Origin of the sequence: Bradyrhizobium sp. ORS 111 (assembly GCF_045571485.1) — a bacterium.
Taxonomy (GTDB): Bacteria; Pseudomonadota; Alphaproteobacteria; order Rhizobiales; family Xanthobacteraceae; genus Bradyrhizobium.
In genome coordinates, this window is record NZ_CP120701.1 from 5021270 (window position 1) to 5041042 (window position 19773).

Here is a 19773-nt window from a genome sequence, read left to right on the forward strand (position 1 = left end):
GCCACGCAACAACGACGCAAGCCTGCGGCTGGACCGGAAACTCTCAAGCGAACTGATTTGCGCGACCGCCACCCGCCAACTTCCATGCTACGCACAGGCCGAAATCACGTCCCGCAACGTGTTCCTGGTATCCGTATCATCGGTCAAGGGAACGACGATTGTGGTCTCGCAGGCCTTTTCGAGGCCGATGCCATATCCGATCAGCCGTCCGGCGTTGACCAGCATCCGGGTCGACGCGCCCTCGTCGAGGCCTTGGCCTTTCAGGTTGCGGCTGTGCAGCGCGATCTTCACCAGCAGGTCGGCGATCTTCGGATCGATGTCGGCTTCCCGCGAAACCACCTCGACCTCGGCCGAGCGATCCGGGTAGCCGAAGTCCAGCGCCGCGAAGCGTTGCTTGGTGGATTCTTTGAGGTCCTTGATCGCGCTTTGGTAGCCGGGATTATAGGAAATCACGAGTTGGAAATCGGAATGGGCGTGGATCAGTTCGCCGCGCTTCTCCAGTGGCAGGACTCGACGATCATCGGTCAGCGGATGGATGACGACGGTCGTATCCTGGCGCGCCTCGACGATCTCATCCAGGTAGCAGATCGCGCCCAACCGCACGGCGGTTGTCAGCGGTCCATCGCTCCACACGGTGCCCTGGGCATCAAGTAGCCAACGCCCAACCAGATCGGCCGCCGTCATGTCCTCATGGCAGGCCACCGTGATGAGCGGACGGCCAAGCCGCCATGCCATGTACTCGATGAAGCGTGTCTTGCCGCAGCCGGTGGGCCCTTTCAGCATCACCGGCATGCGGCTCGCATAGGCCGCGCCGAACAATTCGACCTCGTCCCGGAGGGGCCGGTAGTACGGCTCATTCGGAATGCGGTACTGGTCAAGCAGCAAGGCGGGATTGGACAATCCTCACGTCCCCCATGTTAGCGCAGCAATCCTTGGCGAGCGATTGACCTCACGATGCGAGCAGTTCCTTCAGCTTGCCATCGATGAAGGCGACATCGACCGGATTCGTCCCCGGCCCGCCTGCGAAATGCCCCCAGATCGACGGCACCGGCACGAGCTCCGCGTTCGGCATGTTGGCAACCTCGAACTTGCTGTCCTCCGGCGGGAAATAGAGGTCGGTCTGTCCCGGCATGACAAAGGCCTTGGCCTTGATCGCGCCAAGTGCCGCCTTGAAATCGCGGTTGTAAATCTCGTTGTCGCTGATGTCGCCATTCTGCCAGGTCCACAGCATGGTCAGCAGATTGTTGGCATCCTTCGGCAGGAAGAAGCCCTCCCAGAAGGCCACCAGAAAATCCTCCAGCGAAGAATAGCCCAGCGTCTTGATGTCCAGTTGCTCGCGATAGAAGGCCTGCGAGAAACCCCAGCCGGCATAGACGCGCGCGGCAGCACGCAGGCCGCGAGCCGGCTTGTCGGTGTACCAGCCTTCCTTCCAGGCCGCATCCGCGGTCAGCGCCGCCTTGACGCCTTCAAGAAACACGAAATTGTGTCGCGAGCACTTGGCCGAGCCGCAGAACGGCGCAAGCAGATCCATCATATCAGGATAGAGTGCGCCCCAATGGAAGGTCTGCAGCGCTCCCATCGACCACCCGACCACCAGGCGGATGTGCTTGATGCCGAATTTCTCGGTCACCAGCCGGTGCTGGGCGCGCACATTGTCGTAGGCCGTCACCTGCGGAAAGCGCGGCCCATTATATGGCTCCGGCGTATTGCTCGGCGACGACGACAGGCCGTTGCCGAACATGTTGGGAATGATGATGAAGTATTTTGCGGGATCGAGCGCCCTGCCCGGACCGATCAGCCATTCGTTGTCATAGTGCTGGCCGGAATACCAGGTCGGGTAGACGATCACGTTATCTTTGGCCGCATTGAGCTGACCGAAGGTCTTGTAGGCAAGCTTGCAATCGCGAATGGTCGCGCCCCGCTGCAACGCCACGTTTCCGAGGTCATAGATCTGATCGTCGATGCTCATGGATGCACCTCTTCCTGTTCTTGTTTCGTCACCCCGGGGCGCCCTACCCGTTCGGCGCGGCGCCGATGCGAAACGCCGCGCCGACGCCGATTCGTCCGATGTCGCTCAGCGATGCGCGACCTTCTGGTTTGGAATGCCCTCGATCGGACATTCATCGGTGCCGACGGTCGGACGGGTCATGGCTTCGACCATTTCCCGCGTGCCTTCGGGATCCGTGATCCAGTTCTTGTAGAAGGTGTAGGGACACACGGCATGGCCGCGATTGCCATCCCCCGAGTTGATGAGGCCGGTATAGCCACGGTGCATCAGCTTGAAGAGATGGTTCTGCGACTGCATGTTGCGGCGCGCATCGCGGATCAGCGATACCGAGAGCTGCGCATACTGGATGCCATTCTCCTCGGTGCCGCACTCGCCCAGCGTCCGGCCGTCGAAGCCGATGATCGCCGAATGACCGAAATAGGAGTAGACACCATCGAAACCGGAGGCGTTGGCGACCGCCACGTAGCAATTGTTCGCCCACGCCATCGACTTCGAGATCTGGATCTGCTGCTCCTTGGCCGGATACATGTAGCCTTGGCAGCGGACGATCAGTTCGGCGCCGCGCATCGCGCAATCCCGCCAGATCTCCGGATAGTTGCCGTCGTCGCAGATGATCAGGCTGATCTTCAGACCTTTCGGGCCTTCCGAGACATAGGTGCAATCGCCGGGATACCAGCCCTCGATCGGCACCCATGGCATGATCTTACGATACTTCTGGACGATTTCGCCCTTGTCGTTCATCAAGATCAGCGTGTTATACGGCGCCTTGTTGGGGTGTTCCTCGTGACGCTCGCCGGTCAGTGAAAATATGCCCCAGACCCGCGCCTTGCGGCAGGCATCGGCGAAGATCCGTGTCTCCTCTCCCGGCACCGCCGACGCTGTCTCGTACATCTCCTTGGAGTCGTACATGATGCCGTGCGTCGAGTATTCCGGGAAGATCACGAGGTCCATACCCGGCAGCCCGAGCTTCATGCCCTCGACCATCTTGGCGATGTTGCGCGCATTATCCAGCACCTCGGCCTTGGTGTGCAGGCGCGGCATCTTATAGTTGACCACGGCAACGCCGACCGTGTCCTTGCTGCTCGATATGTCTCCATGCAACATGTGCTCGACTCCCTTTCAAGTGGACGATGGTGCCCGCTACACCGCCATGTGTAGCTGGATGAGGTCTTCGGTGAGCTCGTCGATCGCGCCTTTGGCCACGACGCGCCCTTTTTCCAGCAGCGCGAAGCGATGGGACGCGCGCCGCGCGAATGCGACGTTCTGCTCGACCAGTACAACGGTGATTCCACGCTCGCGATTGAGCTTGACGATGACGTCCTCGATCTGCTCGACGATGTTCGGCTGGATGCCTTCGGTAGGCTCGTCCAGCAGGATGACCTTGGGCTGAGCGAGCAGCGCACGGGCGATTGCGAGCTGCTGCTGCTGGCCGCCGGAGAGATTGCCGCCGTAGCGACCTAGAAACTCCTTGAGCACCGGAAACAGCTCCAGCACCCATTCTTCAATGCCGTTTGCCGACTTCGCAGCAAACGTGCCGAGCGTCAGATTCTCCCGCACGGTGAAGCGCGGCAGGATACCGCGCCCTTGCGGCACATAGGCGATGCCGGCTTTGGCCCGCTGGTGGGTTCGCAAGCCTGAAATGTCGGCGCCGTCGAGCGAAAGCCGTCCGGTCACGCGATCCATGAGGCCGAGGATGCTCCGCATCAGCGTGGTCTTGCCGACGCCGTTGCGGCCAAGCACCGACAGGAATTCGCCGGTGCCGACCATCAGATTGATGCCTTGCAGAGCCCGGCTGTTCCCATAGAAGGCGTCGACGTCGGTCAGCTCAAGCATTGCTGATGCCTCCCGATCCGAGATAGGCCCGCCGCACGTCCGGATGAGCCTCGACCTCTGCCGCAGTTCCTTCCGCCAGCATCTGTCCCATATGCATCACCGAAATGATGTCCCCGATGGCCTTCACGAAGCCCATATCGTGCTCGACCACGATCAACGTGTGCTTGCCCTTCAATCGCGCAAACATCTCCGCAGTCTTGCGGGTTTCCTGGGCGGTCATGCCGGCCGTGGGCTCGTCCATCAGGATCAGCTCAGCGTCCTGGGCGACCAGCATCCCGATTTCCAACCATTGGGTCTGACCATGCGACAGATAGGCGGCTGGCCGGTCGAGCCGCTCCGTGAGCCCGACCAACTCCGCGAGACGTTCGACGCGCTCGCGCCCCGTGTTGCGGACGTCCCACCGCAGATTGTCGAACACGCCGGTGCGCCTGGCCCGCGCCACCTCAAGGTTCTCTCTGACTGTGAGGTCGCGGAATACGCTCGGAACCTGAAACTTGCGGCCGACGCCGGCGCGGGCGATCTCGTATTCCTCGAGATCCTGTAGCGCAGTGCCGGCAAACGTCACCGTGCCGGCGCTCGGCTTGATCTTGCCGCAGATGATATCCAGCGCCGTGGTCTTGCCCGCGCCGTTGGGCCCGATCAGACAGCGCAGCTCACCCTTGCGCACGCTCATGTTGAGCGCATTGAGCGCCTTGAAGCCGTTGAAGCTGACGGAGACGTCGCGGAGATCGAGATGGGAGGTCATGTGCTGCCCTCCGTCTGGCTGACGCCCTGTGGCACGTCCCGCTCCGCGACTTGCCGACGCTGAACGATCCAGCGCCAGACGTTCTGGGCGAGACCGGCGAGTCCCTTCGGCAGGAACAACACCACCAGCACGAACAGCGCGCCCATCACCAGCGTCCAGGTTTCCAGGAACGCTGCGGATTCCGAAAGCGCTCCCTGCATGCCCGCCACCAGCACGGCACCGAGAAACGCGCCGACCAGACTTTGCCGCCCACCGACCGCGCACCACACGACAACCGACAGCGAGAGCTGCACGCCGAGGAACGTCGGCGAAGCAAATTCCATCACCACCGTGTAGAGCATGCCCGCGAGCCCGGCGATCGCCGCCGACAGCGCGAACACGAAAATCTGGTAGAGCGCAACGTCGTAGCCGAAATAACGCACCCTGCTCTCGTGGTCGCGGATCGCCTGCACGATCAAGCCAGCCCTCGACTTCGTGAAGGCAAAAGCCACGAGCAGGCTGAGCATCACGCTTCCCGCGACGAGATAGTAAGTGGCGCGGCCATAAGCATCGAAGGCGACGCCGAATATCTCGAGCTGGGCCAGATCGGTGATGCCGTTGAAGCCGCCGGTGTAGCTTTGCTGGTCGATGATCACGAGATTGATGACCACCATTGTCGCAAGCGTGACGATCGAGACATAGACGCCGGTCACGCGGCCTCGGAACATGAACCAGCCGAGCGCCGCCGCCACCAACGCCGGTACGATCAGGCCCGCGGCGATCGCAAATGTCAGGGATCGAAACGGCTCCCAGAACCAGGGCAACTGCTGGACGTTGTTCCAGACCATGAAGTCCGGCAGGCCGCCCGCTCCTGTGTGCACCGGGACGGTCTTGAGCTTCAAGGCCATCGCCATGGCGTACGAGCCGAGGCCAAAACTCATGGCTTGGCCGAGGTTGAGTATCCCGCCGAATCCCCAGGACAATCCGAGCGACACCGTGAGGATGCCGAGCACAAGGTAGCGCGCGACCTTGTTGAGCAGAAAATCGTTATTGAGCAGCACCGGCAGCGCGAACACTAGCGCGCAGACGATGAGCGGCGGCGCAAGTTGCACTGTGAGGCGCTGCAATCCGCTGGATGTGGAAGGGTTCAATGACATCGATAGGCAATCTGTCTCAGGTTCGCACACGCGCGGTGAAAAGCCCTTCAGGACGAAAGCGGATCAGCACGACGATGGCGAGCAGCACCATCGCTTTGGCGACCGTATCGTTCTGAAGGAAGGCGATGGCGCCGGAGAGCTCGCCGAGGATGAAGGCGCTCGCGACGGTCCCGGCAAGGCTCTGCACGCCGCCGAGCACGACCACCATGAAGGCGTCGACCACGTAGCCGGTGCCCATGTCCGGCGACACGCTCTTGAGCGGTGACACCAGCGCGCCGGCGAGCCCCGCGAGCCCCGCGCCATAGGCGAAGGTCAGGGCATAGACGCGCTTGGCGTTGATGCCGAACGAGGCTGCGACCGACCGGTCCTGGATGATGGCGCGCAGCTTCATACCGACGGGCGTCCGGTTCATGAGCAACCAGGTCGCCGCGAACAGCGCGATCGCCACCACGAACAGGAAGACCCGGTAGGACGACACCGACAGGCCAAACACATTCATGCTGTCGGACAACGCCGGCGGAAGCTGCACGTAGCGCAACTCGCTGCCCACTGTCAGCCGCACCGCCTGCTGCAACATGATGCCGACGCCCCAGGTCGCGAGGATCGTATCGAGCGGACGGTTGTTGAGCAGGCTCAGGATGTAGCGTTCGATGACCCAGCCAAACGCCGCAACCACGAGGAAGATCGGAACGAGGCTCGCCAGCAGGCCGAGCCCGAGATAGGTGTGCAACACCCAGGCCGCGTAAGCACCGAGCATCACGAACTCACCGTGCGCAAGGTTGATGATGCCCATCGAGCCGTAGATGATCGATAGGCCCATCGCCACAAGCAGCAGGATCGATCCGATGCTGAGGCCTGTGATGATCTGTTCGATTAGTTGGTCCACGCTAGGGAATCCGCTTTTCTAAAGTTCATTTCTCGCCGCAACGTCCGCGCAGCGCCGCCCGGGAGCTCGTTTGCTCGAGGCTGGACGCCAGCCGCCGGCGCGAACGCCGACGGCCAGCAGCAGCCCCCGTGGCGTCAACTCTTCTCGACCAGGCCCTTGTCGGTGCAGACCTGCCCGGGATAGGCGGCGTAAGGCAGCGGCTTCAGCCACTCCTTCGCTTCGACGAGAATCTCGAACTGACCGTTGGACCTCGCCTGAGCGATCTTTGGCCACAGCCAGGTATGCAAGTTCTCCGGCTCGATCTGCACTTTCCCCTGCGGTGCGATCGTTTCCTGCCCCTTGACTGCATCGCGGATGTTCGGCGGCGTGAGATCGCTGGTCGCCAGCTTCTCCACCGCTTGCCTGAACAGGTGGACCTGGAAGTAGCAGGCCTCCGACACGAAATGCGTGACCTTGTCGGCGCCCCACCGCTTCTTGTAGGCCTCGACGAACTTCTCGTTCTCCGGCGACTTGTGAACCATGAAGTATGGCGCCGAGGTGAAGTGACCAGCGGCGGCATCGCCACCCATCGCCGCCACCTCGTTCTCCGAGGTCGTCAAACTCGCCATCGGCATCTTCTCCGGATCGAGCCCGGCAGCGCGATACTGGCGATGCAGCGCGACCACGGAATCCCCGACTACGGTCGAGAAAATCACGTTTGGCTGCGTCGAGCGGATCTTGTTGATGACGGAAGAGAACTCGGAATGGCCGAGCGGAACGTATTCTTCAGCGACGACCTCGCCGCCGTGCTTCTCCAACAGCTTCTTGCAGTAGTTATTCTCTTCCTTCGGATAGATGTAGTTGGAGCCGATCAGGTAGAACTTCTTGCCGAACTTCTTGACCAACCAGGGCACGAATTCGTCCTGCTGCTGGTTCGGCACCGCGCCGGTGTAGATCACATTCTTCGAGCACTCGCGGCCCTCATAGAGGGTCGGATACCAGTAGAGATTGTTCTGCCGCTCGAAGACCGGCAGAACTGCCTTGCGGCTCGCGGACGTATAGGAGCCAAATACGCTGACGCACTTATCGCCGACGACGAGCTTGCGCGCCTTTTCGGAGAAGGTGGCTGGATCGGAGGCAGGGTCCTCGACGATCGGCACGACCTTGCTGCCCTTGATGCCGCCGGTGGCGTTAATCTCCTCGATTGCAAGCAGTGTCGCCTTATTGAGCGATTCCTCGATGATCGCAGTCGTTCCCGTCAGCGAGAACAGCACGCCGACCTTGATCTCGCCGCCAGCGGCATTGGCGAGATTGGCATTCTTGATCCAGATGTGCGGAAATCCGGCGCCGGCGAAAGCGCCCAAAGCCGCAGTATTCCTCAGCAAAGTCCGCCTTGAAATGCTCATCCCTAGCTCCCTTCAGGACACTGAAAAAACAAAAAGCCCTCCCGATGCGCGCTCACGCGAGCATTGGGAGGGCTTTGTTGCCGGTTGTGTCGATGGCGGCGCTGTCGCCGCCGGCCCCGCTATTGGGGCTTACTGTTGATGATCGTAGCCAAGCAGTTCGAACGAGTCAACAATCGCCGCGGCGACGGCGCTCGCTGACACCCGACGATCCATCGCCTGCCGCCGGATGAAGCCATAAGCTTCGGTTTCCGGCATCTGCCGCGTCGCCATCAGGATCGCCTTGGCGCGCTCGACGGTGCGCATCGAGCGCAGATTATCATCAAGCTTCTCGATCTTGCTGCGCAGGCGCCGTTCGTAGCCGAACTGGCTGCGTGCGAGCACAAGGCTGGACAACACTGCGTTCGGCGTGAATGGCCGGGGCAGGATCGCGTTGGGGGTCGCATGACAGAGCGCCTCGGCGTGAATGGCTTCCGTCGCGGGCAGGATGATCACCAGAGCCGACCGCGCATCGCCGGGAATCCACGGCAAGCGACGCGCCAGATCCGGCGCGTATTCGCAGTACACGACGTCGGCATCCGCCGGAACGCTCTCCGGCATCGGCCACACCTGTCGGACTCGCATCCTGAAGCGCTGCAATTCGCGCAGCAGCATGCCGACCTGATCGTCGACCGGGGCGACCACCACGGCCGACAAATCCGCAAGCTCCTGTACCATGGTCCTGCGGCCGGCCATGTCCCGGCTGACGGACGGCTTACGCGACATTTCGTTCATTGGACGCTTCCTGTTTGCGTTGCGCGACCGTACCCGATCAGGAACGGATCCGCATGCACGGGCTCTTTCGACTGGCTGAGAACGTCGAACTGGCCCTGGCGGTTGGCCCGCCCGATGCGAGTCCACAGATCGGTATGCCCCGACATCGGGTTGACGGTGACCGCGCCTTGCGGCGCGTCGAAGCTGGTGCCGAACACCATCGAGCGGAGCACTTCGGTATCCAGCGTATTCACCTGCTCGAGCGCTTTCGCAAACAGATGGAGCTGAAAGTACGACGCTTCCGCACACATATTGGTCGAGATATCCCCACCGAAACGCTTCTTGAAGCGCTGCACAAACGCATTGTTGGCGCTGCCCTCGACACCCTGAAAGTAGGATGCCGCCGTAATGTGCCCCTGGCCGACGTCGAATCCCATCGCCGCGATCTCGGCTTCCGTGGTGGTCAGGCTGGCGATCGGCATCTGCTTCGGATCAAGCCCGACATTCGCGTAGGCCTGATAGAGGAACACCGTGCCCTCGCCCACGACGGTCGAAAAGATCACATCGGGCCGGACCCGCTTGATATCCTGAATGATCGGCAGGAAATCCTGCCAGCGCGCGCGAACATTGACGTAGCGCTCGCCGACCACAGAGCCACCATTGGCTTTGAGCAGTTCGCGCATCACGCGGTTGGACTCGCGCGGATAGATGTAATCCGAGCCGACGAAGTAGAACCGCGTCCCGAAGGTATCCATCAGGTAACGGCACAGCGCGAGGCTGTTCTGGTTGGGGGATGCGCCGGTATAGATAACATTCGGCGACGCCTCGAAACCTTCGTAGAGCGTCGGATACCAGAGCAGGCCGTTCAACCGTTCGACGACCGGCAGCACGGCCTTGCGGCTTGACGAAGTGTAGCAGCCGAAGATCGTGCTGACCTGGTCCTCGACCATCAGCCGCTTCGCGTAATGACCATAGGCCGCCGAATCCGAACCGGGGTCATAGGCGACCGGGACCAGTTCACGGCCGCAGACCCCGCCAGCGTCATTCACCTCCTCGATCGCGAGCTGTGTCCCCTGGTACTGGGTCTCCTCGATCACCGACATGAAGCCGGTTCGCGAGAACAACACACCAATCCGCCACAGAGCGGACGTCGTTTGCGAAAGGTTCGACATGATCAAGCCCTCGACTTAGCGGGAGGGACGAGAGTGATTGTTGTTCTTGTTGCTCTCGAACAGGATTGCCGGCCGCGGACAATTGCATGTCATCTTCCGCCAGACAAGGACCCAAACAACTAATGTTGCCAACGAAACCGACGCGCAATGGGGACCGAACGAAAAATAGGCAACGACAACATTGTTGCCGCATCGCGTGACGAACGAACTATCGCAGGTAGACGCGCGAGTGATTACCCGCGCCGATAGCATATCGCGACCGCAAAACAGACTTTATACGATACGGCAAGCCGCAGATGCCGCTCGCCTTCGGCGCTGCGGGCTGCACGACCTCTTGCGCGGTGCGTCTGGCGCGAGCGGAAGCCTGCCCAAGTGCAAGTCATGCGAGCAGCCCATTTGCTGCAATGCTGTTCATTTCCGAACCTGCTGCCAGGCTTCCTTCAACGGGCCGCGCACAAGCCGGCCAGTGCCAAGCCGCGCCTCAGGCAGACGTCGCCTTCGCGAGCACGGCGTTCAGGATCGGACTTCCCGCCTCCGTGAATTCGTTCAGGATATCGAAATGGCCCCATCGCGGCAGGGTGTGGACCTCCGGCGTCAGACCGCTTCGATGAAGATGGTGCGAGTAGCGGTAGGTCTGCTCGATCCAATGCCATGGCTCGAGACCGCCGACGAAGAGCGTTGACGGGCATTTGACAAAGACCTGCCGAGTTTCGACATCGCGCCGCACCGCAATGTCTTCGGTCAAACGGACCTCGGCATTGACGCCGGTGCCCATCACTGGACGCGGATCGTAGATGCCGCTGATCATGACGGCGCCGATCAGGAAGGCTGGGTCCACGCCGGCCTCCGCCCAACTATGCGCCAGGCATTCGGCGACCAGATGGGCGCCGGCCGAGTGTCCCGACAGGCTGATCCGGCGCGGATCACCGCCGAAACCGGCTGCTTCACGTCGAGTCCAATCGAGGGCCGCGATAGCGGACTCCGCCACGCCATCAAGGGTCGAAGCCGGGCAGAGCTCGTAGTTGACGATAACAGTCGTGACGCCGGCGGCCACCAGCGGCGCGGCGATAAAAGCAAAGTTCTCCTTGTCCTGCGTACGCCAATAGCCGCCATGGATGAACACGTGAACCGGAGCGGGCTTGCCTCCCGTCGCGGCTGGATAGACATCCACTTTGCGCAACGGGTGATCGCCATAGGCCTGATCCGCGAGGCGCACCAGGCCCGTCAATGCCTTGGTATTGATTGCTGTCCGGCCCGCCTGAGCATCCCTAAAATTGGGGAATGCGGCCTGCGGGTTGTACTGAAATTCGTGTTCGGCCGGCGTGAGGGACGACCAGAATGGCTGTCTAGCGGACATAGGATCCTTTGCTGCTCGGGAGCGATCATCGCCCCTTCAACTCAATCGGCATACCGGTCTGCATTGTCAGCGACGCCTGCTCGCCGTCTACGTCGTGCGCTCACACATTTGCAAGGGTAATTCCAGTCTGGACGCGCTAGCCCCTCCCCGCAAAATCTTCAGAAGCGGCGGACGCCCATGCGGCACCTGTCCGCAATGATCGTCGTCGGCGCCGGCGACCGACAGGCGAATGCGGCTTCCGGCAGAAAAGCGCCACGCGACTGGCAACAGCGGAATACGGATGCGCTCGATCACGCCGGGGTCAAGCGGTGCGGCATCGGCGCGCGTGAAGCTGCGGAACGGCCAAGTGCTGCGATAGGTCTCGGGCGCTGCCTGCTCCTTCCGATGCAGCGCTCGTAGCAAGCCCTCGGTGACGTAGCGCTCGCTGCCGTCGGCCTCGACTTCGGTCAGATAGACGAACAGCGCGGCGTCGCGCTCGCTTGAGGAGATCCAGAGATCGACGAGACCATGACCGGCAAGTTCGCCAGCCGTCTCAAGCGGCTCCGACGTGTAGCTCAGCATCTTCTCGGTACGGCCCTGCCAATCCGCGTAATACTGGCGGCTGTCAATGCCGGCGATGCGCTCATAACGGGTTTCGGTGCCGGTGCCCAGGGTGAAGTCGACCTGGTAGCGGTCCTCACCTGCCGAGGAAGCGACCTTTGCAAGGCGACCGTCGGGCGCAAGGAAGAAACTCTGCTGTGCCGAGATCGGCGGCCAACTCTCCGCCGCGCGCCATTGTTCTGCGTGAACTGCGAAGTAGTGGATAGGAGCTTCTTCGTGCAGCCCGGTGTCGAGCCCCATCAGATAGGTATCGAAGAAGCGCAGCAGCTCTCCGAGCAACGGAAAGTCCGGTTCGATAGCCCGCCGCCACGGTGAGACGTCGATGCGCGCGCCGTGGTCCCACGGACCGAGCAGGAGATGGCGAGGATTGTCCTTCTTGGTCAGGTAGCGCGAGATCGCGCCGTTCATGTAGCCGGCGCCATCGAGCCAGCCGGACACGGAGAGAATGGCAACATCGGGATGCATCTCATGCGCGACGGAATAGGGGCTGATCGAGGCCGAGGTGAATTCGGGGTCGTATGGCAGCCCCTCCTCGCGAAATCGAAATTCCGCCATGAAGTCGGTTTGCCTGAAATTGTTCAGATGCTCCTTGATCGCCGCGCTCACGAGCGCGCCTTCCGGGTCTCCGTCGACGGGTTGCGGACCTTCGAAATCCGGATTGCTGAAGTACGAGAACTGCCTGAGGATATCGCGGCGGTCGTGGTCGAGCCCGATCATCAGTTCGTCATAGACCCTGGTCAGCGACTTGAGCTGAATGCCGCCGGGAAAGTAATTGTCGGCATAGGTATCCCAGACCGAGGAAATCGGCGCGATCGCCTTCACGGCGCGATGGCCGGTCGAGGCCAGAAAATCGGCCGCCGCGCCGAGATAGGAGATGCCGGTCGCGCCGATCGTCCCGTTGGACCACGACTGCGCCACGATCCAATCGGCGATCTCGCGGCTGTCGTCACGTTCGCGCGGCGAACGGAAGCCATCGCGCGTGCCGAAGCTGGCGCCGGTGCCGCGCACATCGACGACCACGACTGCATAGCCGCGTGGCACGAAGAAGTCGCGAAATTTTCCAGTGTTCGGGTTCGCCTCGCCTACGCCACCCGGCCGCAGCTTGAATCGCCGATAGTAGGGCGTGAAGAAGACAAGGGTCGGAAAGGAGTTCTCGACCGCTGTGGTGGCGGACTGCGGGACATAGACATCGACTGCCAGCCGACAACCGTCGCGCATCGTGACATATTGCGAGCGCGGCGGCGCGAGTTGAAAGCTCACTTGGCGTTGCGCCAAATAGGTTGCGGGCGACACATGCCAGGCGCGATCACGATTTGCGGCGACACTCATGGACTAAGCGACCCACTCGGCCTTGAGCATACGGCCGTTCCGCTCCGGCGCCTTCCAGGGGGAGAGTTCAAAGAGCCCGACCGGCGCGACCTGGTGCAGGTCGGCCTCGTCCACGTCGCGCGCGATAATGACGAGCCCGGAAAGCGGCGCAGCATTCATCTGGAATACGCGCGGTGGTGAGAATGTCGTACCCACGCACTCGATCAGGAGCGGTCGTTGGCTTTCGACGACTTGCACCAGCCCCTTGATCCGCAACAGGCGTTCGCCAAGCGCGCCGGCAAGGTTGTCGAGCCAGGCTGCGACATCAGGATAAGCCACCTCGCCCGTCGGCTTGGCGAGGCAGACAGCGACTCGTGGATGCGCGTTGCCCTTGACTGGTGCGATCTCGACTCGGGGCGGCGCGGTCAATGGCGCAAACGCCGTCAGCACCGAACGCCCCCGGTCTGCCGTCGCAACGACCTCCGCGAGCGGGTTGAGCTCGGCGATGATCGATGGCGCGTCGGCGAGATCGGCGGGCGCGACGAGGTCGGCCTTGGTCGCCACAATGCGATGCGACGCCGCCCATTGTGCTACAGCTTCTTCATACGTCGCCACGTCGCTGCCGCGCGCAAGATCGAAGGTGCCGATCACGGCCACGCGCATCCGATGTTCGGCCAGCGTCGCGAGCGTGCGCAGCACTGGCCCCGGCATCGAAAGCCCGCTGGTCTCCAGGACAATGCGCCGCAGCGGACCGGCCCCGGCTGGCCGCGGTGCCATGATGAGGCGATCGATCGTGAAGGCGAGATCGCTGCCAACCTGGCAGCAGACACAACCGTTAGCCAGCGTCGCGATCGGAAGGTCGTCGCCGCTCTCGCGCAGCACGATGCCATCGAGCCCGATCTCTCCCGCCTCATTGACGATCACAGCGGTATCGGCCGCTTCGGGATGCCCGAGGAAGTCACGCAGCAGCGTGGTCTTTCCCGATCCCAGGAATCCCGTCAGCACGAAGAAATCGAGCGCACCGTTGCTCATTCGGCGGCGACCCGCGATGCGTATTTCTCCGGGATATCGCTCTCCCAGCTCGCCTTCACGAGCTCGCGGACGTCAGCCAGCAGCTCCTCGGTATCGTAGATGATGCCGTCCTTGATGGTGTATTTCAGGCCGTGATGCCATTCGACGGCGTTGGTCGCATCGTTGAACCGCATCGCACCGGTGCCATAGAGCAGCTTGAAGTCGGTGAGCGGGTTGTGATCGTGGACCAGCATGTCGGCACGCATGCCGATGTCGATGGTGCCGACCTCATCCTGAATGCCGCATAGCGCGGCGCCTTGCGAGGTCGCGGCGCGGATCACCTCGAGCGGATGGAAGCCGGCTTCCTGCAAGAGCTCCAGCTCGCGGATGTAGCCGAAGCCGAAGATCTGGTAGATGAAGCCGGAGTCGCTGCCGGCGCAGACGCGCCCTCCTCGGTTCTTGTATTCGTTGATGAACGCCATCCACAGCCGGTAGTTTTCCTTCCACTCGATTTCGTTCTGCGTGGACCAGCGATACCAGTAGGAGCCGTGGCCGCCACGCTGTGGCGTGAAGTAGTCCCACATCGACTTCCAGGTGTAGTCCTTGTGCCAATAGGCCTGGCGGGCGCGCATCAGGTCGCGATTGGCATCGTAGATGGTGAAGGTCGGAACGAAGGTGAAGCCGATCTCGAGAAACTTCTCCAGCGTCTCCTCCCATTTGCGCGTGCCGGGCTTGGCGGCCTGGCCGAACATCTGTCCCGAGATCGAGAAGCGGAAGTATTCGTCGGTGTAATTGTAATCGAGTGGGAAGTTCTGCACGACGCGATCCTCGTACAGCGCTTCGGGCAATCCATAGTAGTGCTCGGCGCTGGTGAGACCCCAGCCGGCCGTGGTCAGCGCATTCATGCGCGTCACCGCCATCTGCGCGTGATGACAGCCGGACCGCAGGCCGAGCTTCCTGCACTCATCGAGCGCTGCTTCCATGATCGCCGGCGGCGCGCCGAAGAACTTGATGCCGTCGGCTCCGCGCTCCTTGACCTTGCGCAGCCACTCCCGGCCCTGCTCCGGCGTGTAGATAGTCTTGACCATATCATTGACCGCCGGAAAATAGGCATAAGCGAGCAGCCTGGGCGCCGCGATGGTGTTCTGCCTGGACCGCTCGCGCTGATCGATCACCCAGCCGAGGCCGTTCATCGAGCCCATTTCGCGCACGGTGGTCACGCCGTGGGCAAGCCAGAGCTTGTAGACGTAATCGACCGGTGGCACCCAGCCATTGGCGGAGTGAAAGGCAACGCCGGCATGGGCGTGGCAATCGACAAAGCCCGGCGTCACCCATTTGCCGCGGCAATCGATCTCGTGGTCCGCCGGCTCGCTCGGCCCCGCGCCATAGCCCGTGACCTTCTTCAGGCTGACGATACGTCCGTCTTCCACAACGATGTCGACCGGCCCGATCGGCGGCGCGCCGGTCCCGTCGATGACGGTCGCGCTGCGCAGGGCGAGGCGCTTGAACGGCCCGATGCCGCGATCGCGCGAGGTCGCCTTCGCGACGACCGGAACCTCACCCTTGTTGCGGATACGCGCAAGCTCATCGCCCGGGGATATCTCCGACTTCGCCTGATCAACCATGAGCGCATTTCCTTCTCGTTGAGCGGGTCTTTTTGTTCGTTGTGCGGCTATCTCACTCGGTACCGCCGTGCAAAGGCGATGCTGCCGAAAATCGTGAAGCTCATCGTGACCGCGAGCAGCATGAAGGCCAGCGTGGCGCCCATCGGCCAGTTGTTGCCGCGCACAAACTGGTCAAAGATCGCCGGTGCCATCATCTTGAAACGAGGGCCGCCGAGAAGCACCGCGGTTGCATAGGTGTTCATGCACAAAACGAAGACCAGGATCGAGCCCGCGGCGACGCCCGGCGCGGACAGCGGCAGGATCACTCGCCAGAATTGCTGGAACGCCGACGCTCCGAGATTGGCGGCCGCTTCCTCCAGATTGCGCGGAATGCTCTCTATCACGGCGGCAATGGTCAGGATCATATACGGCAGGACGACCGCAATGATGCCGAACACCACCGCCTTCGGCGTGTACATCAATGTCAGCGGCTCGCTGATCGCGTGCGCCTTCAGGAGTACCGTATTGACCAAGCCCTCGCGTGTGAACAGCGCCATCCAGCCGGCCGATCGGACCACGTTGCCGACCAGGAGCGGAAACAATGTCGCGATGACCACGAGACTTTTCCAGCGGCTCTCCAGACGCCCGAGCCAGTAGGCTGCCGGAAAGGCAATGACGAGAGTGAGCGCCGTGCAGAGCAGCGCCATCCCCAGCGTTGTCAGGATGACCTCCTGATAATAAGGGTCCGCGGCCGCCTGCAGATAGTTGTTGAAGGTGAAGGCCTCGATCATCAACTGCGTCGGGCTGAACTTGTTGAGCGAAATCCTGAACATCAGGGCCATCGGGCCGATCAGTAGCCCCAGCACCAGGAGACAGGCGGGCACGACCAGCAACGCCATCCCGCGAGAAGCCAGTCTCACATTCTCCCCCACTTTCCCGCGATGCCGGTCACCGAACGTCAATCCACCGCTCCCACAGGTCGCAACAATCTACCTCCAGCCTCTCAACTCCAACGCATGCGACAACGGGTCGACAGCGTTGCGAAGGAGGAAGCTGGATCCATCAACCCTTGAACTGCTTGTTCCAGAAATCGAGCGTGCGTTGCGAGCGCTCGGTTTGATACTTGTAATCCGGCTTGAGGAGCTTGGCGCGGTCGGCCTCGCTCAGGCTGACGTGCTTGGCGAGATCCTCCGGCAAAACGGCGTCCGAGACCGTTGGCACGTATCCCATCTTGTCGGCGAAGGCGATCTGCGCCTTGGGATCGAGCATCGCATCGAGATAGGCAAAGCCGCCTTCCTTGTTGCGCGCATTACGCGGCACGCTAGCTTCGAACACGATCGACACCGCACCTTCCTTCGGCACGACGTGGGAGAGCGGGATGCCCGCCTTCTTCCACATGAAACCCCGCGCCAGCCACATGCTCGTGAGCCAGACCTCCTCGGATTTGAGGCCAGCCGCGAGCGCCTCGTTGGACGGATAGATCTTCACATCGAGCGACCGCAACTCCATCAGCTTCTTTTCGGCGGGATCGTAGTTCGAAACGCCGCCGCCGCCGGCGAGCGCCGCAGCGAGAGTATTTGCGGGATAAAGGATATCGGCGAGACCGACACGGCCGCGCCATTTGGGGTCCCAGAGGTCGGCCCAGGACGTCGGCGGCGTCTTCACAAGGTTCTCGTTGTAGAGGATCACCTGCGCCGAATAGATGTGAGGAATGGCGGTATCGGTGCGAAGCTCGGGAAACACCTTGTCGAGCCGCGAGACCTTGCTAGCATCGACGGTATCGAACACGTTGGTGGTGGCGACGATATAGTGGTCGCTATCGGACAGACAGGCCACGTCCATCGATCCGCGCCGGCTCTGTCGCTCCGCCAGCAGCTTGGTCTTTCTCGGATCGGCGTTGGCGACATCCTGCAGCACTTCGATGCCCTTCGGCGCCAGCAGCGGTTTGTCGATCAGGTCGCTGAGCAACTGGCCATAGTCGCCGCCCCACGTGCCGACCACAACCTGGCCCGATGCCGCGTGCGCAACGTGCGCTCCGGAAGCCAGCACGGTCGCAGCTCCGGCGCCCGCAGACAGAAAATGACGTCGCGATATCATGACGATCCTTCCTCAGACGGATGTTTGCGGCACCAGCCGCGGAGCCCTGCTGTCCCATTGCAGGGAAACCTGGTCATCGGGCTTGAGCGCGGCGAGCGGCTCGCTTGCATCAGGGGTTTGCCGTATCACCACGAAGACCTCCTTGCCGATGCGCACATGGTATTCGGTCTGCGATCCCAGATACGTCACGGCCTGAACCGAACCCCGGAGATCGCCCTTCGCACCCGGATGGATCGAAATCCGTTCCGGTCGCAGCGCAAAGGCGTTCGCATTCTTGCTCTCGCTCGGCGCGATGTCGACCGACAAAACGAGCCCGTTCGCGGTCCGGAATTGGGTCTCGTTCTCGCGCTGCCCGAGGAGGATATTGCAGCGGCCGACGAAATCCGCGACGAACGCATCTTGCGGTGCGTCATAGAGGTCGCGTGGTGAGCCGACCTGGCGCACCCGCCCGCTTTCCATCACGACTAGGCGATCGGCCATCGTCAGCGCCTCCTCGCGATCATGCGTCACCAAGAGCGTGGTCAGGCCGAGCCGCTGTTGCAGCGCCCGGATTTCGATCCGCACCTCGGCGCGCAGCTTGGCGTCGAGATTCGAGAGCGGCTCATCGAGCAAGAAGAGCTTCGGATTGATCACCAGCGCACGAGCCAGCGCGACGCGCTGCTGTTGCCCGCCGGACAACTCCCGGGGAAAGCGAGTGGCAAGATGCGACAGCCGAACCAGCTTCAACGCCTCTTCGACCTTGGTCTCTCGCTCCGCCCGGCCGAGCCCGCGCATCTCCAGCCCGAAGCCAACATTCTGCGCGGCGGTCATGTGCGGAAAGAGCGCATAGGACTGGAACACCATGCCGGTTGAGCGCCTGTGCGCGGGCAAACGGGTCACATCCTCCTTGTCGAACAGCACGCGTCCGCCGGTCGGCGGCAGAAACCCTGCAACCATGCGTAAGGTCGTGGTCTTTCCGCAACCGGAAGGCCCAAGCAGCGCCACCAGCTCGCCTTCCTGCACCGTGAGATCAAGGCCGTCGACCGCGACCGAGGCACCGAATCGCTTGCACAGATTTTCGATCGACAGACTTGCCATCAGACGACCCGCGACAATTTGACGAAGCGATCTGTCACGACCATCAGCACTCCGACGATCAGGATTTGCACCGTAGCGACCGCGGCCAGCGTCGGGTCGATCCGAAACTCCAGATAATTGAGCATCGCGACGGGCAGCGTGATGCGGCCGGGTCCGACCAGCAGCAATGACAGGTCGAGATTTTCGAAGCTCTGGATGAAGGAGAACATCGCGGCGGCCACGATCCCTGGCCGCATCATCGGCAATGTGATGCGGCGAAACACCGTGAAGGGATTCGCACCGAGATTGGCCGCGGCCTCCTCCGCCGCGCGATCAAGGCCCTGCAGACTTGCGACCACCAGCCGCACCGTCCACGGAATGGTGAGGAGCACGTGAGCGGCGACCAGGCCCTCCGTCGTCGCCTTGATATCGCGGTCGAGCGCGTTCTCCGCGAGCACATAGAACATATAGAGTCCCGAGCCTGCCACGACCCCGGGCACCGCCAGGGGCGCAAGCAGGAGCGCGCTGATCGCCTGCTTGCCCCAAAACTGGCCGCGCACGATGGCGAGCGCGGCGGCGGTGCCGATCGGCACGCCGATAGCGGCGGCGAGCAATGCGACCTGAAGGCTGGTCATCAGGCCACGCAGGAATTCCGGCTTGTCCCAGGCGTTGACGTACCAGTGCCAGGTCAGTGCCGGCGGCGGGAAGCTGACAATCTCCTGGGCAAAGAAGCTGGTCGCAACGATCATCGCGACCGGCGCGAAGATGATGACGTAGGCGAGCACGACCAGCGTCCGCATGAAGACGCGCCTAAAGGACGGCCGC

Annotated in this window: 18 protein-coding genes; all 18 read right to left on the reverse strand. The window is 62.2% G+C overall.

The genetic code is table 11. The features are described from left to right. Positions 1–87 precede the first annotated feature (87 nt). The 18 genes from P6U30_RS23455 to P6U30_RS23540 all read right to left on the reverse strand — a co-directional run bounded on the left by P6U30_RS23455 (position 88) and on the right by P6U30_RS23540 (position 19748). The gene (locus P6U30_RS23455) at positions 88–885 is read right to left on the reverse strand and encodes a CbbQ/NirQ/NorQ/GpvN family protein (RefSeq protein ID WP_407170521.1); all 798 of its coding nucleotides are present in this window, start codon (positions 883–885) and stop codon (positions 88–90) included. Between the two features lie 64 nt (positions 886–949). Then, complete coding sequence (locus tag P6U30_RS23460; protein WP_407165266.1) at positions 950–1969, reverse strand: alpha/beta fold hydrolase; 1020 nt, start codon at positions 1967–1969, stop codon at positions 950–952. A 105-nt stretch (positions 1970–2074) separates the two neighbouring features. Next, positions 2075–3112 (reverse strand): aliphatic amidase, encoded by a 1038-nt coding sequence (locus P6U30_RS23465; RefSeq protein WP_407147166.1) that lies wholly within the window; start codon positions 3110–3112, stop codon positions 2075–2077. A 36-nt stretch (positions 3113–3148) separates the two neighbouring features. Continuing rightward, complete coding sequence (urtE, locus tag P6U30_RS23470) at positions 3149–3841, reverse strand: urea ABC transporter ATP-binding subunit UrtE (RefSeq protein WP_407165267.1); 693 nt, start codon at positions 3839–3841, stop codon at positions 3149–3151. Then, complete coding sequence (gene urtD, locus P6U30_RS23475; RefSeq protein WP_407165268.1) at positions 3834–4586, reverse strand: urea ABC transporter ATP-binding protein UrtD; 753 nt, start codon at positions 4584–4586, stop codon at positions 3834–3836. Before urtD ends, urtE begins: the two co-directional genes overlap by 8 nt. Then, on the reverse strand, positions 4583–5722 hold the full coding sequence (gene urtC, locus P6U30_RS23480; RefSeq protein WP_407165269.1) for an urea ABC transporter permease subunit UrtC: 1140 nt from the start codon (positions 5720–5722) through the stop codon (positions 4583–4585). Before urtC ends, urtD begins: the two co-directional genes overlap by 4 nt. Before the next feature lie 16 nt (positions 5723–5738). Continuing rightward, positions 5739–6608, reverse strand: a complete 870-nt coding sequence (urtB, locus tag P6U30_RS23485) for an urea ABC transporter permease subunit UrtB (RefSeq protein WP_407147170.1) — start codon at positions 6606–6608, stop codon at positions 5739–5741. 134 nt (positions 6609–6742) lie between these two features. Then, positions 6743–7993 (reverse strand): transporter substrate-binding domain-containing protein, encoded by a 1251-nt coding sequence (locus tag P6U30_RS23490; protein WP_407165270.1) that lies wholly within the window; start codon positions 7991–7993, stop codon positions 6743–6745. A gap of 129 nt (positions 7994–8122) precedes the next feature. Further along, entirely contained in the window at positions 8123–8764 is a 642-nt protein-coding gene (locus P6U30_RS23495; RefSeq protein ID WP_407165271.1) for an ANTAR domain-containing response regulator, read from the reverse strand. After that, the gene (locus P6U30_RS23500; RefSeq protein ID WP_407165272.1) at positions 8761–9915 is read right to left on the reverse strand and encodes a transporter substrate-binding domain-containing protein; all 1155 of its coding nucleotides are present in this window, start codon (positions 9913–9915) and stop codon (positions 8761–8763) included. The genes P6U30_RS23495 and P6U30_RS23500 overlap by 4 nt, the downstream gene beginning before the upstream one ends. A 481-nt stretch (positions 9916–10396) precedes the next feature. Beyond that, a complete protein-coding gene (locus P6U30_RS23505) occupies positions 10397–11143 on the reverse strand; it encodes an alpha/beta hydrolase (protein WP_407165273.1) in 747 nt (248 codons plus the stop codon). A 216-nt stretch (positions 11144–11359) separates the two neighbouring features. Continuing rightward, on the reverse strand, positions 11360–13132 hold the full coding sequence (locus P6U30_RS23510; RefSeq protein WP_407165274.1) for a CocE/NonD family hydrolase: 1773 nt from the start codon (positions 13130–13132) through the stop codon (positions 11360–11362). Positions 13133–13204: 72 nt separating this feature from the next. Then, the gene (locus tag P6U30_RS23515; protein ID WP_407165275.1) at positions 13205–14212 is read right to left on the reverse strand and encodes a CobW family GTP-binding protein; all 1008 of its coding nucleotides are present in this window, start codon (positions 14210–14212) and stop codon (positions 13205–13207) included. Beyond that, positions 14209–15816 carry an amidohydrolase family protein gene (locus tag P6U30_RS23520; protein WP_407165276.1) on the reverse strand — a complete coding sequence of 536 codons (1608 nt, stop codon included), beginning with the start codon at positions 15814–15816 and terminating at the stop codon, positions 14209–14211. Before P6U30_RS23520 ends, P6U30_RS23515 begins: the two co-directional genes overlap by 4 nt. A gap of 47 nt (positions 15817–15863) precedes the next feature. Further along, positions 15864–16694, reverse strand: coding sequence for an ABC transporter permease (locus P6U30_RS23525; protein WP_407170522.1), 831 nt, complete (start codon positions 16692–16694; stop codon positions 15864–15866). Positions 16695–16857: 163 nt separating this feature from the next. Next, positions 16858–17892 carry a PotD/PotF family extracellular solute-binding protein gene (locus P6U30_RS23530; protein WP_407165277.1) on the reverse strand — a complete coding sequence of 345 codons (1035 nt, stop codon included), beginning with the start codon at positions 17890–17892 and terminating at the stop codon, positions 16858–16860. 12 nt (positions 17893–17904) lie between these two features. Next, a complete protein-coding gene (locus P6U30_RS23535; RefSeq protein ID WP_407165278.1) occupies positions 17905–18969 on the reverse strand; it encodes an ABC transporter ATP-binding protein in 1065 nt (354 codons plus the stop codon). Beyond that, the gene (locus P6U30_RS23540; RefSeq protein ID WP_407165279.1) at positions 18969–19748 is read right to left on the reverse strand and encodes an ABC transporter permease; all 780 of its coding nucleotides are present in this window, start codon (positions 19746–19748) and stop codon (positions 18969–18971) included. The genes P6U30_RS23535 and P6U30_RS23540 overlap by 1 nt, the downstream gene beginning before the upstream one ends. Between the last annotated feature and the right edge of the window lie 25 nt (positions 19749–19773).

What these genes read in the sequence shown, in the direction of transcription:
- P6U30_RS23540 (WP_407165279.1), bottom strand. Translation starts at nt 19,748, where the DNA reads ATGCGGACGCTGGTCGTGCTCGCCTACGTCATCATCTTCGCGCCGGTC.
- P6U30_RS23530 (WP_407165277.1), bottom strand. Translation starts at nt 17,892, where the DNA reads ATGATATCGCGACGTCATTTTCTGTCTGCGGGCGCCGGAGCTGCGACC.
- urtC (WP_407165269.1), bottom strand. Translation starts at nt 5,722, where the DNA reads ATGTCATTGAACCCTTCCACATCCAGCGGATTGCAGCGCCTCACAGTG.
- P6U30_RS23500 (WP_407165272.1), bottom strand. Translation starts at nt 9,915, where the DNA reads ATGTCGAACCTTTCGCAAACGACGTCCGCTCTGTGGCGGATTGGTGTG.
- P6U30_RS23460 (WP_407165266.1), bottom strand. Translation starts at nt 1,969, where the DNA reads ATGAGCATCGACGATCAGATCTATGACCTCGGAAACGTGGCGTTGCAG.
- urtD (WP_407165268.1), bottom strand. Translation starts at nt 4,586, where the DNA reads ATGACCTCCCATCTCGATCTCCGCGACGTCTCCGTCAGCTTCAACGGC.
- P6U30_RS23465 (WP_407147166.1), bottom strand. Translation starts at nt 3,112, where the DNA reads ATGTTGCATGGAGACATATCGAGCAGCAAGGACACGGTCGGCGTTGCC.
- P6U30_RS23515 (WP_407165275.1), bottom strand. Translation starts at nt 14,212, where the DNA reads ATGAGCAACGGTGCGCTCGATTTCTTCGTGCTGACGGGATTCCTGGGA.
- urtE (WP_407165267.1), bottom strand. Translation starts at nt 3,841, where the DNA reads ATGCTTGAGCTGACCGACGTCGACGCCTTCTATGGGAACAGCCGGGCT.
- P6U30_RS23520 (WP_407165276.1), bottom strand. Translation starts at nt 15,816, where the DNA reads ATGGTTGATCAGGCGAAGTCGGAGATATCCCCGGGCGATGAGCTTGCG.
- P6U30_RS23495 (WP_407165271.1), bottom strand. Translation starts at nt 8,764, where the DNA reads ATGAACGAAATGTCGCGTAAGCCGTCCGTCAGCCGGGACATGGCCGGC.
- P6U30_RS23535 (WP_407165278.1), bottom strand. Translation starts at nt 18,969, where the DNA reads ATGGCAAGTCTGTCGATCGAAAATCTGTGCAAGCGATTCGGTGCCTCG.
- P6U30_RS23525 (WP_407170522.1), bottom strand. Translation starts at nt 16,694, where the DNA reads ATGGCGTTGCTGGTCGTGCCCGCCTGTCTCCTGGTGCTGGGGCTACTG.
- P6U30_RS23490 (WP_407165270.1), bottom strand. Translation starts at nt 7,993, where the DNA reads ATGAGCATTTCAAGGCGGACTTTGCTGAGGAATACTGCGGCTTTGGGC.